10 protein-coding genes are annotated in these 13,624 nt (G+C 61.6%); 9 read left to right on the top strand and 1 reads right to left on the bottom strand.

From position 1 onward, the window contains the following. Window positions 1-93 precede the first annotated feature (93 nt). Window positions 94-1,149 carry a TerC/Alx family metal homeostasis membrane protein gene (locus ACRQEC_RS08215; protein WP_284890184.1) on the top strand — a complete coding sequence of 352 codons (1,056 nt, stop codon included), beginning with the start codon at window positions 94-96 and terminating at the stop codon, window positions 1,147-1,149. A gap of 93 nt (window positions 1,150-1,242) precedes the next feature. On the opposite strand, the gene ACRQEC_RS08220 is transcribed toward ACRQEC_RS08215, so the two are convergent. Next, window positions 1,243-2,217, bottom strand: a complete 975-nt coding sequence (locus ACRQEC_RS08220; RefSeq protein ID WP_284890185.1) for a bile acid:sodium symporter family protein — start codon at window positions 2,215-2,217, stop codon at window positions 1,243-1,245. 72 nt (window positions 2,218-2,289) lie between these two features. On the opposite strand from ACRQEC_RS08220, the gene uvrA reads away from it, so the two are divergent. From uvrA to tpiA, 8 genes are all read left to right on the top strand, one after another. Next, window positions 2,290-5,133 carry an excinuclease ABC subunit UvrA gene (gene uvrA, locus ACRQEC_RS08225; RefSeq protein WP_284890186.1) on the top strand — a complete coding sequence of 948 codons (2,844 nt, stop codon included), beginning with the start codon at window positions 2,290-2,292 and terminating at the stop codon, window positions 5,131-5,133. A 6-nt stretch (window positions 5,134-5,139) separates the two neighbouring features. Beyond that, window positions 5,140-7,128 carry an excinuclease ABC subunit UvrC gene (uvrC, locus tag ACRQEC_RS08230; protein ID WP_284890187.1) on the top strand — a complete coding sequence of 663 codons (1,989 nt, stop codon included), beginning with the start codon at window positions 5,140-5,142 and terminating at the stop codon, window positions 7,126-7,128. 92 nt (window positions 7,129-7,220) lie between these two features. Beyond that, complete coding sequence (gene rapZ / locus ACRQEC_RS08235) at window positions 7,221-8,168, top strand: RNase adapter RapZ (RefSeq protein ID WP_284890188.1); 948 nt, start codon at window positions 7,221-7,223, stop codon at window positions 8,166-8,168. Then, window positions 8,168-9,124 (top strand): gluconeogenesis factor YvcK family protein, encoded by a 957-nt coding sequence (locus ACRQEC_RS08240; RefSeq protein ID WP_087070769.1) that lies wholly within the window; start codon window positions 8,168-8,170, stop codon window positions 9,122-9,124. Before rapZ ends, ACRQEC_RS08240 begins: the two co-directional genes overlap by 1 nt. Before the next feature lie 84 nt (window positions 9,125-9,208). Then, window positions 9,209-10,195 (top strand): DNA-binding protein WhiA, encoded by a 987-nt coding sequence (gene whiA / locus ACRQEC_RS08245; RefSeq protein WP_026429333.1) that lies wholly within the window; start codon window positions 9,209-9,211, stop codon window positions 10,193-10,195. 245 nt (window positions 10,196-10,440) lie between these two features. Beyond that, window positions 10,441-11,448, top strand: a complete 1,008-nt coding sequence (gene gap, locus ACRQEC_RS08250) for a type I glyceraldehyde-3-phosphate dehydrogenase (RefSeq protein WP_284890189.1) — start codon at window positions 10,441-10,443, stop codon at window positions 11,446-11,448. A gap of 75 nt (window positions 11,449-11,523) precedes the next feature. Then, a complete protein-coding gene (locus ACRQEC_RS08255; protein WP_284890190.1) occupies window positions 11,524-12,714 on the top strand; it encodes a phosphoglycerate kinase in 1,191 nt (396 codons plus the stop codon). Beyond that, window positions 12,714-13,490 (top strand): triose-phosphate isomerase, encoded by a 777-nt coding sequence (gene tpiA / locus ACRQEC_RS08260; RefSeq protein WP_026429336.1) that lies wholly within the window; start codon window positions 12,714-12,716, stop codon window positions 13,488-13,490. The genes ACRQEC_RS08255 and tpiA overlap by 1 nt, the downstream gene beginning before the upstream one ends. Window positions 13,491-13,624: the final 134 nt, after the last annotated feature.

A 13,624-nucleotide genomic window follows, 5' to 3' on the forward strand; every position in this document is an offset into this window, starting at 1 on the left:
GACCCACCCGGGTCGTCCGGATCGGAGACCTGCCGCGGCCGTGCGCCCGGCGGGTGGGGAGAGACCTCCGGTCATTCCATCCGGAGGGTATTTATGCTTTCATACGCCACGGGTGTGCTGCCGTTCACGAGCACGCCCGAGCAGATGTCGGTCCATGTGGCCGAGTGGATTCTGCTTTTCGTCGTCGTTATCGGTATTTTCGCCTTTGATCTGCTGTCCCATGTGCGCAAACCGCACGAACCCAGCATGAAAGAATCGGCCGGTTTCCTGCTGTTCTATATTTTCTTGGCCGTCTGCCTGGGCGGATACCTGTGGTGGCGCCACGGAGATACCTTCGGATTGCAATTCTTCAGCGTCTGGGGCGTGGAATATTCACTTTCCGTCGATAATATCTTCGTCTTCATTATTATTATGGGCTCCTTCGCGGTTCCCCGTGCCCTCCAGCAAAAAGTGCTGTTCTGGGGCATTGTTATTGCGCTGTGCCTGCGCTTTATTTTCATCGTGCTGGGCAAAGTTATTGTGGAATCCCTGGCCTGGTCCTTCTTCCTCTTCGGTGCCTTCCTGCTGTGGACCGCATTCTCGCAGGTCAAAGAGGGGCTCTCGGAAAGCGAACCGACGGGCGAAGAAGCCGATAACTTCTTCGTGCGCCTGGCGCGCCGCACCCTCCCGGTGGCCGAGGATTACCACGGCGACCACTACATCGTGAAGCGCGGCGGCAAGCGTTATATCACCCCGCTACTGCTGTGCATTATCGCCATCGGCGGGATCGACCTCATGTTCGCCCTCGATTCCATCCCGGCCTCCTTCGGTTTCACCACCGAACCCTTCATTATTTTCGCGGCAAACGCCTTCGCGCTCATGGGCCTGCGCCAGATGTTCTTCCTGGTCGACGGCCTGCTCGAACGCCTCGTTTACCTGCACTTCGGCCTGGCCGCAATCCTCGCCTTCATCGGCTTCAAACTCATTTTCGAAGCCCTGCACCATTACGATATTGCCACCGGTTTCTTCGAGTTCACGCCGCTGAGCTCGCTGCTCGTCATCGTGGTCATTATTGTGGTGACGGTGGTGGCGTCCCTGCTTCGCTCGCGTTCTCTCGCGCGTAAGGAGAAGAACGACGACGACGGCGCAGCTGGCGGCGGCGCTAACTAAGGTGGTGCGTGCCGGTAGCACGAGGCGCGTCAGGCACCAGCCAGACTAGCGGGGTCATCGGCGTGGAACCGGGCTCATTGCTGTGGCGCCGCACTAATCGGCGCTGCGCCGCGCCAGGCGGCGAGCCAGAATCGCGCACACAAAAATTTGTAACTGGTGGAAAATAACCACCGGAACTGACAGCGGGGCGACCGTGGCCGGGGAGAATAGTGCCTTGGCCATCGGGAGCCCCGTTGCCAATGATTTCTTCGAACCGCACATGAGCACCACGATGCGATCCTCCACGGTCATCCGCGCCAGACCCCCGAGCCACCAGGTAATCGAAAGCATGGCGGCTAGCAGTACGCAGCACAGGGCGAGCAGGCCGAGGATCGTCCAGAGCGTCACCCCCGCCCAGGCACCTTCCGCGGTGGCATTGAGCACGGAGGAGAGCACGATGAGGATAATCGAGGTGTTATCAACCGTGCGCACCAGCCGCGGGTGAGCCCGAAACCAAGTGCCCACCCAGGGCTGAAGGCACTGCCCGATAATAAAGGGCAGGAGCAGCTTGAGGAGCACCGAATTAATTGATCCGGCCGAAGCGCCCTCCACGTGCAGGAAAAGCAGCACCAACAGCGGGGTGAGGAAAATCCCAGCAATATTGGAGACGGTAGCGGAAGTGACGGCGGCGGCCACATTCCCGCGGGCAATGGACACCATGGTTACCGAGGACTGGATGGTGGAAGGCAGTAGCGCCAGGTAGAGGAAACCGAGGGCGAATGCCGGGCCCAGAAAAGGCGCCACCAGGTGGCCCAGGGCAAAACCAAGAAGCGGGAAAATCAGGTAGGTGCACAGGAACACCAGACCTTGGAGTTTAATACTGCGCAGCCCGGCCAGCACGTCCCGGGTGCGCAGCCGCATCCCGTACACCAGAAAAACGCAGGCCACCGCGAGGTCGGAAACCGTACCCAGGTGCGCCCGAACCACACTGCGTGCCGGAATAAGAAGCCCGGCGATCATCGCGAGGATAATGCCGGCCACCAGGGGATCGGGCCGGTAGCGGAGGAGACGTGCTCGGTTACGTGCCATGGGAACCAGCCTAGCGTGAACATTGCACCATCCGGTTATCGAACCTGTGTTCAACCGTGTAAGCTTGGCCGGGTGAGTGATGTTATCCATGTCCAGGGCGCGCGGGAAAATAACCTCCGTAATATCACGGTCGATATTCCCCGCGATCAACTCGTTGTCTTTACCGGGCTTTCGGGTTCCGGTAAATCTTCCCTGGCTTTTGACACCATTTTTGCCGAAGGGCAGCGCCGCTACGTGGAATCGCTGAGCTCCTACGCTCGCATGTTCCTCGGCCAGATGGATAAACCGGATGTGGACCTTATCGAGGGGCTCTCCCCGGCGGTATCCATCGATCAGAAATCCACCAACCGTAACCCGCGCTCCACGGTGGGCACGGTTACGGAAGTCTATGACTACCTGCGTTTGCTGTACGCGCGGGCTGGGGTGCAGTACTGCCCGGAATGCGGCGCGAAAATCACCGCCCAAAGCGCCCAGCAAATCGTGGATACCCTCCTCACCTACCCGGAAGGTACCCGTTTCCAGATTCTCGCCCCGGTGGTACGTGACCGCAAGGGCGAATATGCGGATGTGTTCACGGATCTCGCCCAGGCCGGCTACACCCGCGCCCGGGTCGATAGCGAAGATATCCGCCTGGACAACCCGCCCAGCCTCGATAAGAAATTGCGCCATAATATCGACGTCGTTGTTGATCGCCTGGTGGTGCGCGAAGGCATCACCAGCCGCCTCACCGATTCGGTAGAACAGGCCCTCGGGCTCTCCTCCGGGCTCATGGTGGTGGAATTCGTGGACGCAGCCGAAGGCGAAGAACGCTCCCGGCGTTTTTCCGAGCACCGCTCCTGCCCGAACGGGCACGCCCTCGCCCTGGAAGAAATCGAACCGCGCACGTTTTCTTTTAACGCCCCCTACGGGGCTTGCCCGGCGTGCGATGGCCTGGGCTCCACCCTGGAAGTAGATCCGGACCTTGTAGTTCCGCATCCGGAAAAAACTCTCCGGGAGGGCGCCATCGCCCCGTGGACGAGCCACCAGGATTTCTTCACCCGCCAGATGGAAGCCCTGGGGGAGGAACTCGGCTTCGATGTGGATACCCCCTGGCAGGACCTCCCCAAGAAAGCGCGGAAGGCCCTGCTGGAGGGCAATAACTACAAGGTGACCGTCAAGTACCGCAATCGCTGGGGCCGGGAAAAAACCTATGCCACCGGTTTCGAGGGGGTCCTCGGCTACGTCAAACGCAAGCACGGGGAAACCGAATCCAGCTGGTCGAAGGAACGTTACGAAGGCTATATGCGGGAGATTGCCTGCTCGGCCTGCCACGGTGCCCGCCTCAAGCCGGATGTGCTGGCGGTGCGCATCGGAAACCTCAATATTTTCGAGCTGTGCTCCCTCGCCATCGACGACGCCAAAGCCTTCCTCGACTCCGTTGAACTCGATGCGCGCCAAGCCCAGATCGCCGCGCAGGTACTGCGCGAAATCCAGGTACGGATGGGATTCCTCGTGGATGTGGGGCTGTCCTATCTCACCCTGGCGCGGGGCGCCTCCACGCTTTCGGGCGGGGAAGCCCAGCGTATCCGCCTCGCGACCCAGATCGGTTCCGGCCTGGTGGGCGTGCTTTACGTGCTCGACGAACCCTCTATCGGCCTCCACCAGCGCGATAACGAAAAACTCATCGGCACCCTCGTTAAGCTCCGCGACCTGGGGAATACCCTTATCGTCGTCGAACACGATGAAGAAACGATTCGCACCGCCGATTACGTTATTGATATCGGCCCGGGTGCGGGAGAATTCGGGGGGCACGTTGTGTACGCCGGAGACGTTGCGGGTTTGAGTGCGTGCGAAGAATCCGTGACCGGTGCCTATCTATCCGGGAAACGTGCTATAACGACGCCGCAGCAGCGGCGCACTGTTGATCCGCAGCGGAAAATCACGGTGCGGGGCGCCCGGGAAAATAACCTCAAAAATGTGGAGGTGTCTTTCCCCCTCTCTACCTTTATCGCGGTGACCGGGGTGTCCGGCTCCGGGAAATCCACCCTCGTCAATCAGATCCTCTACCGTTCCCTAGCGAACCAGCTCAACGGCGCCCATACCGTTCCGGGGCGCCACCGGGAGGTCACCGGGGCAGGGGAACTCGATAAGGTGGTGCACGTGGATCAGTCTCCTATCGGACGCACCCCACGCTCAAATCCGGCCACCTACACCGGAGTATGGGATAAAGTGCGCCAGCTCTTCGCCCAAACCCAGGAGGCAAAGGTGCGCGGCTACGGCCCGGGGCGCTTCTCCTTTAACGTCAAGGGCGGCCGCTGTGAAGCCTGCAAGGGCGATGGCACCGTGAAAATTGAGATGAACTTCCTTCCCGATGTGTATGTGCCCTGCGAGGTCTGCCACGGCACCCGCTACAACCGGGAAACCCTGGAAGTGAAGTACCGCGGGAAGAACGTCTCTGAAGTTCTTAATATGACTATTCACGAGGCCGCGGAATTCTTCGATCCCATTACGAATATCACCCGCTATCTCACCACCCTGGAACGGGTGGGCCTGGGCTACGTACGTTTGGGGCAATCGGCCACCACGCTTTCCGGTGGGGAAGCCCAGCGCGTCAAGCTCGCTTCGGAATTGCACCGCCGCTCCAGCGGCCGCACCGTCTACATCCTGGATGAGCCCACCACGGGCCTGCATTTTGAGGATATCCGCAAACTCCTCCTGGTGCTGCAATCCCTCGTGGATAAAGGCAATACCGTGATTGTTATCGAGCATAATCTCGATGTCATTAAATGCGCGGATTGGGTTATTGACATGGGGCCGGAAGGAGGCGCCGGCGGGGGCACCGTCGTCGCCACCGGAACCCCGGAACAGATCGCCGCGGTGCCAGAATCCTATACCGGGCAATTCCTCCGCCCGCTCCTGGAGGAGACGAGGAGGTGACCGGCCGTGGCTGATCCACGCAGCTACCGCCCGGCGCCGTCGTCCATTCCCACCGACCCGGGCGTCTACCGTTTCGTGGACGGTGAAGGGCGCATTCTTTACGTCGGGAAAGCGAAGAATCTACGCAACCGGCTCCAGAATTATTTTCAGCCGCCCGAACGCCTCATCCCGCGTATCCGCACCATGGTGCATACCGCCACCAATGTGGTGTGGGTGGTGGTGGGCAGTGAAATCGAGGCCCTCACCCTGGAGTACTCCTGGATTAAGGAATTCGAACCGCCCTTCAACGTGATGTTTCGGGATAATAAGTCCTATCCCTACCTGGCGGTTTCCCTGGGGGAGGAGTTCCCGCGCGCCTATATCACCCGGGAAAAGCACCGCAAAGGCACCCTGTACTTCGGGCCGTACACCAAGGTGTGGGCGATCCGGAAAGTGCTGGACGCTCTGCTTCCCGTCTTCACTATGCGCTCGTGCTCTGATGCGGAATTTCGGCGGGGGCAGCGCACCGGCAAGCCCTGCTTCAATACCCATATCGGGCTGTGTAACGGGGCCTGCGCCGGGCTGGTGAGCGCGGCGGAGAATCGCGCCGTCGCCGAAGAATTCGTAAAATTCATGGAATCGGACGGCAGCGATTTTATTCGCGCCCGCACCGCGGAAATGAAAAAAGCAGCTGCCGTGGAAGATTTTGAACGCGCCGCGAAACTACGCGATGAAATCACCGCGATGAAAACCGCAACCGAACGCAATGTTGTGGTCTTCGATTCCAATCTCAACGCCGATATTATCGGGCTGGAATCCGATGAAATTGATGCCTCGGTCCAGATTTTTTACGTGCGCGGCGGGCGAATCCGCGGGCAGCGCGGCTGGGTGACGGAAACCGAAGGTACCAAACCGGCCGATATTATCAACGCGCTGCTCCTCCATATTTACGGCAATCCCGAATATGACTCCTACCGCGGGGTGGGCACCCAGGGGGACCGGACCGTGCGGGCCGGCACCTCCGTTGATGACCGCGACCACGTACCGCCCGGGGCCATCCCGGGGGAGATCTGGGTGCCGGTTTTCCCCACGGATCGGGCCGGGCTGGAACGCTGGCTTGCCGAGCGGCGCGGCGGGCCGGTCCACCTCAAACGCCCCCAGCGCGGGCCGAAAGCCCAGCTCGCGGATACCGTGCACGCGAATGCCAAACAGGCTTTTGACCGTAACAAGCTGGCGCGGGCCGCCGATATTACTGTTCGCTCCCAAGCCCTGGAAGAACTGCGCATCGGCCTGGATTTGGATCGCGCCCCGCTGCGCATCGAAGGCTACGATATTTCCCATACCCAGGGTCACCAACAGGTTGGCTCCATGGTGGTCTTCGAAGACGGCCTGAAGAAAACCTCCGATTACCGTCATTTCATCGTGCGCGGGCCGGAAGGCCAGGGGGCGCGCGATGATACCGCCGCGATGGACGAAGTGCTGCGCCGCCGGCTGCGCCGTTTAAACGACGACGCCGCGCACGCCGCCGATGCCGGCGGCGTGGAAGACGAAGGCGCGCCCACCGCGGTACCGCGCCGTTTCGCCTACCGCCCCGACCTCCTCGTGGTGGACGGCGGGCTCCCGCAAGTCAATGCTGCCCAGCGGGTAGTCGATGAGCTCGGTGCCGATGTGCGAGTGGTGGGCCTGGCCAAACGCCTGGAAGAAGTGTGGATCCCGGGGGAGGAGTTCCCGGTTATTTTCCCGCGTACCTCGCCCGCGCTGCGCCTGCTCCAGCAACTACGCGATGAATCGCATCGCTTCGCCATTACCTTCCACCGCAAGAAACGCGGCCAGGCAATGACCCGCTCCGCGCTCGACGCCATCCCAGGGCTGGGCCCGGCCAAGCAAAAGAAATTGCTGAACGCGCTCGGCTCGGTCAAACGCATCCGGGACGCCAGCATCGAGGAGCTCACCGAAGTACCGGGCATCGGCCCGGTGCTCGCGGCAGCCATTAAGGAAGCACTGGGTGAAGAATAACGGGGTGGCTTCGCGCAAACTGGGTGCGGTAGCCATTAACGAAGCCCCGCCGGAGGAGTAACGCGGACCGCGCCGTGTGGCATGATGGAGATATGAGTGACACGCGTGACATCAACGATACTTCCCGTATCCCCGCCATCGTTCCGGCCGCTGATTGCAGCACGGAACTACCGCCGGCCAACGTCCCGGAAATCATTATTGTGACGGGAATGTCCGGCGCGGGGCGCTCCCGAGCGGCTGCCACCCTGGAGGACCTGGGCTGGTACGTGGTAGATAACCTCCCGCCGCGCCTGCTCAGTGCCCTGGCCGGGCTGCTCTCCGGAAATGGGAAAGTGACGCGGATGGCCGCGGTGGTGGATGTGCGCTCCCGGGAATTCTTCGCCGAACTCCTGGGAGTCCTCACCGATCTCACGAATAGCGGTATTAATTACCGCATTATTTTCCTGGATGCCGATGATGCGTCGCTGGTGCGCCGCTACGAAAGCGTGCGCCGGCCCCACCCGCTCCAGGGCCACGGCCGGCTTTATGACGGCATTACCGCGGAACGCAAACTCCTCGCGGACCTGCGCAGCCGCGCCGATTCCGTGATCGATACCTCCCGGCTCTCCGTCCACGATCTTTCCCGGAAAATCCGCCACCTCGTGGGCGAAACCTCCGGAACAGAAGCCACCCGCGTCACGGTCATGTCCTTCGGCTTCAAATACGGCCTGCCGCTGGACGCGGATAATGTGGCCGATGTGCGCTTCCTGCCCAATCCTTACTGGATTTCCGAGCTGCGCCACCTGAGCGGCCACGATGAACCGGTGGCTCATTTCGTGCTGGAGCAGGACGGCGCGGAGGCTTTTGTGCGCGAGTACTCCCACCTCATCCACACCATCCTGGCCGGCTACGCCCGCGAACTTAAACCCTTCACCACCATCGCCATTGGCTGCACCGGCGGGAAGCACCGCTCGGTGGCCATCGCGGAAGCGGTATCCGAAGCGCTACGGGCGGCCGGACATTCGGTGCGCACCATCCACCGTGATTTGGGGCGCGAATAATGGGCGGGCGCGGTAGTCGCGGCCCGCGCGTCGTCGCCCTCGGTGGCGGTCACGGCCTGTACGCCTCACTTTCGGCCCTGCGACTCATCACCCAAAACATCACCGCCGTGGTCACCGTTGCGGACGACGGCGGCTCCTCGGGGCGCCTCCGCGATGAATTCAACGTGATTCCACCCGGAGATTTGCGCATGGCGCTGTCTGCTTTATGCGACGACGGCGAATGGGGCCAGACCTGGCGCGACGTCCTGCAATACCGTTTCTCCTCCGAAGGTCCCCTCAACGGGCACGCGATGGGGAACCTCCTCATCGTGTCCATGTGGGAACAATTGGGGAGCACGGTTTCCGGCCTGGACTGGGTGGGCCAGCTGCTGCGCATTGACGGGCGGGTACTACCCATGTCACCCATTCCGCTGGAGATCGAGGCGCGAGTCATTGATGAGGAAGACGGCCCCCAGCTCTATCGCGGGCAGGTGGCGGTGGCAACGGCCCGCGGCAAAGTGGAGCACGTCAGCCTCATTCCGGAGAATCCTCCCGCCCAGCCAGAAGCAATCGCCGCTATCGACGAAGCCGATTGGATCGTATTCGGGCCGGGTTCCTGGTACACCTCGGTTATTCCCCACCTCATGGTTCCCGATCTGCACGCAGCCCTGGTGCGCTCCCCGGCCCGCCGGGTCCTCGCCCTCAATCTGCGTACCGAGCGCGAAACCTGGGGGATGAGCGCCGCGGATCATATCCGTTCCTTCGCCCGCCACGCCCCTGATCTGCGCATTGACGTGGTGGTGGCCGATCCGCGCAGCGTGGACGATATTGGCGAAGTGGCCGCGGAAGCCGAAGGCATCGGGGCCACTCTCATGCTGCGACAGGTTAGAATGGGCGATAATCGCGCACGTCACGATGCGCTACGTTTGGCCGCTGCCTATCGGGATGCCTTCGAAGGCGTCATAGGAGATTCCTAAATCGGAAGCTCCCGCACGGGGAAGAATCCACAACCGGGATATTCCCTGGTCAGCAGCGGTCCCACCATAGAAGGAAGGGGAGTCGTGTCCGCGTTAACACGTACGGTGAAAGATGAGTTAGCCACCGTTACACCGGCCTCGCTTTCCGCCGCTCTGGCTGAACTCACCGCGATGTTCCGGTACGGCGGGGGATTGGCCGTGCGTTCGCGCACCCTGGAACTGGTGGCCGAAGTGGGCCACCGCCCTACCGCGCAGCGCCTGTGGGAATTGGTGCGCCAGCTTTTCTCCGTGGAACCGGAACTTCTTTCCGTCTCCTCGCAGATGCGGCAGGGCCAGCGTTTCCTGGTGCGCTCCTCGGAAAATACCGAGCGCATCGCCGTGAAACTCGGGCTCCTGGACGCGCACGGCCGGCCGGTGCGGGGGCTTCCGCCCGCGGTGGTGGGCGGCTCGAAAGCCGATGCGGGCGCTGCCTGGCGCGGAGCTTTCCTGGCGCGGGGCACCCTCATGGAACCCGGGCGCAATGCTTCCCTGGAGATCATTTGCCCGCGACTCGAGGCAGCCTACGCCCTGGGCGGGCTGGCCCGTCGCCTCGATATTCCCTACCGGGTACGCGAATCGCGCGGGGCCCACCGGATCGATATCCGCGGGGGAGAAGCGATCTCCGATATGCTCACCCGCATGGGCGCCAATGATGCCGTGCTGCGCTGGGAAGAATTACGTGTGGAACGGGAAGTCCACGGCACGGTTAACCGTCTTGCTAATTTCGACGACGCAAATATGCGTCGCAGTGCCGATGCCGCTGTTATCGCGGTGATCCGGGTCAAGCGAGCATTTGAAATTCTCGGCACGGATGTGCCGGATAATTTGCGGGCGGCTGGCGAAGCCCGCATTGCCCACCCGGAAGATTCCCTCAACCTGCTCGGGGAGCAACTCACCCCGCGCGCCACGAAAGATGCGGTGGCCGGGCGCTTGCGTCGGCTGAATTCCATGGCGGATAAACGGGCCAAGGAGCTGGGCATTCCGGACACCATGGCCGCGGTACGGGCGGCAGGGCACACGGCAATGTCCTAACGCGCGGTAGCGCGTTCGCCGTCGTCGAAATATAGAACAGTCAAAAATGGGACTAAGGGCGTGTTATGCCGTTCTCAAGTTTCGCTCTGTGCCAAAGCTCGCAAGCTCCTTCCAACTGGCATTAGCCCCAGCCGAACGTGACCGGTAGAATAGTGAGTGGTTCCGAGAGAAGTTCTCGGACGGACTTCTCAAAGACAAGAAGTCGAGTTGGAAACGCGCTAGCTGGCGCGTGAGGAGGATAAAGAGTGACTGTACGCGTTGCTATTAACGGCTTCGGCCGTATTGGTCGTGCCGCTGTCCGCGCAGCCCTCGCCGAGGGTGCGGATTTCGAGATCGTCGCGGTCAATGACCTGACCGATATCAAGACTCTCGCCCACCTGCTGAAGTATGACACCGCCGGCGGCCGCCTCCCCGTGGAGATTGAAGCAACCGAAGATGGATTCGTGCTCGACGGCAAGAAGATCAAGGTTCTTGCCGAAAAGGATCCGGCCAACCTCCCGTGGAAGGAACTCGAGGTTGATATCGTTCTCGAGTGCACCGGCCGCTTCCGCACCGGTGAAGCCTGCCAGGCTCATATCGAAGCCGGCGCCAAGAAGGTTCTTATTTCCGCCCCGGCGAAGGGTGAAGATGCCACCTTCGTTATCGGCGTGAACTCCGATCAGTACGATCCGGCCAAGCACAATATTATTTCCAACGCTTCCTGCACCACGAACTGCCTCGCCCCGGTGGCGAAGGTCCTCGTGGACAAGTTCGGCATCAAGAAGGGTCTCATGACCACGATCCACGCTTACACCGCGGATCAGAACCTGCAGGACGGCCCCCACAAGGATCTGCGTCGCGCCCGCGCGGCCGCGCAGAACATGGTCCCCACCACCACCGGTGCGGCCAAGGCCGTGGCTCTGGTTCTTCCCGAACTCAAGGGCAAGCTCGATGGTTACGCCGTGCGCGTCCCCACCATCACCGGCTCCCTCACGGATCTCACCTTCGAAGCTGAGAAGTCCGATGTCACCGTGGAAGAAATCAACGCCGCGATGAAGGAAGCCTCCGAAGGCGCTCTCAAGGGCACCCTCGCTTACACCGAGGATCCCATCGTTTCTTCGGACATCATCGGTGATCACCACCAGTCCATCTTCGATGCCGGCCTCACCAAGGTGATGGACGGCCAGGTCAAGATCGGCGCTTGGTACGACAACGAATACGGCTACGCCGCTTCCCTCGTGAAGCTTGCCAACCTCGTTGCGAGCAAGCTCTAAAGATCAAGCGATGAGCTGATGTGAAGCCCGTGCGTGCGCTAGCGCGCACGGGCTTCCCTACGCGAAAGGAAAAATATGAGGACTATTGAATCGCTCGGTGACCTCACCGGCAAGAAGGTTTTTGTTCGTTCCGATTTCAACGTTCCGCTGGACGGGGATCGCATCACCGATGACGGCCGTATCCGCGCCGCGCTGCCCACCATCAAGCGACTTCTCGACGCCAAGGCGAAGGTCATCGTTACCGCGCACCTGGGCCGCCCCAAGGGCGAACCGAAGCCGGAATTCTCCCTCGCTCCGGTAGCCAAGCGCCTGGGCGAACTCCTCGGCCGTGAGGTCCCCCTCGCGGAGGACACCGTGGGCCCGGATGCCAAGGCCAAGATTGAGGCCCTGAACGACGGCGACATCGTGCTGCTCCAGAACGTGCGTTATGACAAGCGCGAGGATTCGAAGGTCGATGCTGACCGCGAAGCTCTCGCCAAGGAATACGCCGCGCTGGCCGATGTGTTCGTGTCTGACGGTTTCGGTGTGGTGCACCGCAAGCAGGCCTCGGTTTACGATATTGCGAAGCTGCTGCCCTCGGCCGCCGGTGAGCTTGTTGCCAAGGAAATTAATTCGCTGTCCAAGGCCACCGCGGATCCGGAGCGCCCCTACACCGTGGTGCTGGGTGGCTCCAAGGTCTCCGATAAGATCGGCGTGATTGAGAACCTCCTGGACAAGGCTGATGTTCTCCTCATCGGCGGCGGTATGGCCTTCACCTTCCTGCGCGCCAAGGGTTATGAGATCGGCTCCTCGCTGTGCGAAGATGACCAGATCGAAAAGGCCCGCGAGTACCTGGAGACCGCGTCCAATAAGGGCGTGGAGCTGCTCCTGCCGGTTGACGTCGTCGTCGCCGATAAGTTCGATAAGGACGCCGAGTCCGAAATCGTTTCCGCTTCCGATATGCCCGCCAACGGTATGGGCCTGGACATCGGGCCGGAAACCGTGGCCGAATACGCGGAGAAGATCGCTTCCTCGAAGACGATCGTCTGGAACGGCCCCATGGGCGTCTTCGAGTTCCCGGCCTTCGCCGAAGGCACGAAGGGCGTTGCCCAGGCCATGCAGGACGCCGAAGGCTTCACCATCGTTGGTGGCGGTGACTCTGCGGCGGCCGTGCGCATCCTCGGCTTCGACGAAGAGAAGTTCAACCACATTTCCACCGGCGGTGGCGCTTCCCTCGAATTCCTCGAGGGTAAGACCCTGCCCGGTATCGCTGTTCTGGAGGATTAATGGCACGCACCCCCCTGATGGCGGGTAACTGGAAGATGAATATGGATCATCTTGAGGCTACCCACCTTGTCCAAAAAGTCGCGTGGACCCTGGATGACGCCGGTTTCACCTACGGTGATGTGGATGTGGCGGTTTTCGCCCCCTACACCGACCTGCGTTCCATCCAGACTCTGTGCGAATCGGATGAGCTGCGCATCGCCTACGGTGCCCAGGATGTGTCCGTGCATGACGAAGGCGCCTACACCGGCGAAATCTCCACCTCGATGCTGTCCAAGCTCGGGTGCAGCTACGTCATCGTGGGCCATTCGGAGCGGCGCGCCTACCACGGCGAAAGCAACGAACTCATCGGCCAGAAGGCACAGAAGGTTCTTGGCGCTGGCATGACGCCTATCGTCTGCTGCGGTGAAGAACTCGAGGTGCGCAAGGAAGGCCGGCACGTGGAGTACGTCGTCTCCCAGATTGACGAACTCTTCGCCGGTTTCCAGGCCGCGGATATTGCCAAGCTCGTCATCGCCTACGAGCCCATCTGGGCTATTGGCACCGGAGAAGTGGCCACCCCGGAAGACGCCCAGGAAGTCTGCGGCGCTATCCGGGCTCGCATCGAAGAAACCTTCGGTGCGGATGCGGCTGCCGCGGTTCGTATCCAGTACGGTGGGTCGGTCAAGGCTGCTAACGTGCAGGAAATCATGGCCCAGCCTGATGTTGACGGTGCCCTCGTGGGCGGTGCCAGCCTCAAGGCGGAAGAATTCGCGAAGATCGTGATGTTCCGCGGCTAAGGCCACACCGGCTAGAGCCGGAATCCATACCGGCTCAGAGCTATAGCTAAGAGGCTGGGCGCGAAAGCTCCGGCCCCACCGGTTGATACCGGCTAGCTCCGGGGGGGGGGGGGGGGGGGGGGGGGGGGGGGGGG

Source organism: Actinotignum saccati (assembly GCF_051265055.1).
Taxonomy (GTDB): Bacteria; Actinomycetota; Actinomycetes; order Actinomycetales; family Actinomycetaceae; genus Actinotignum.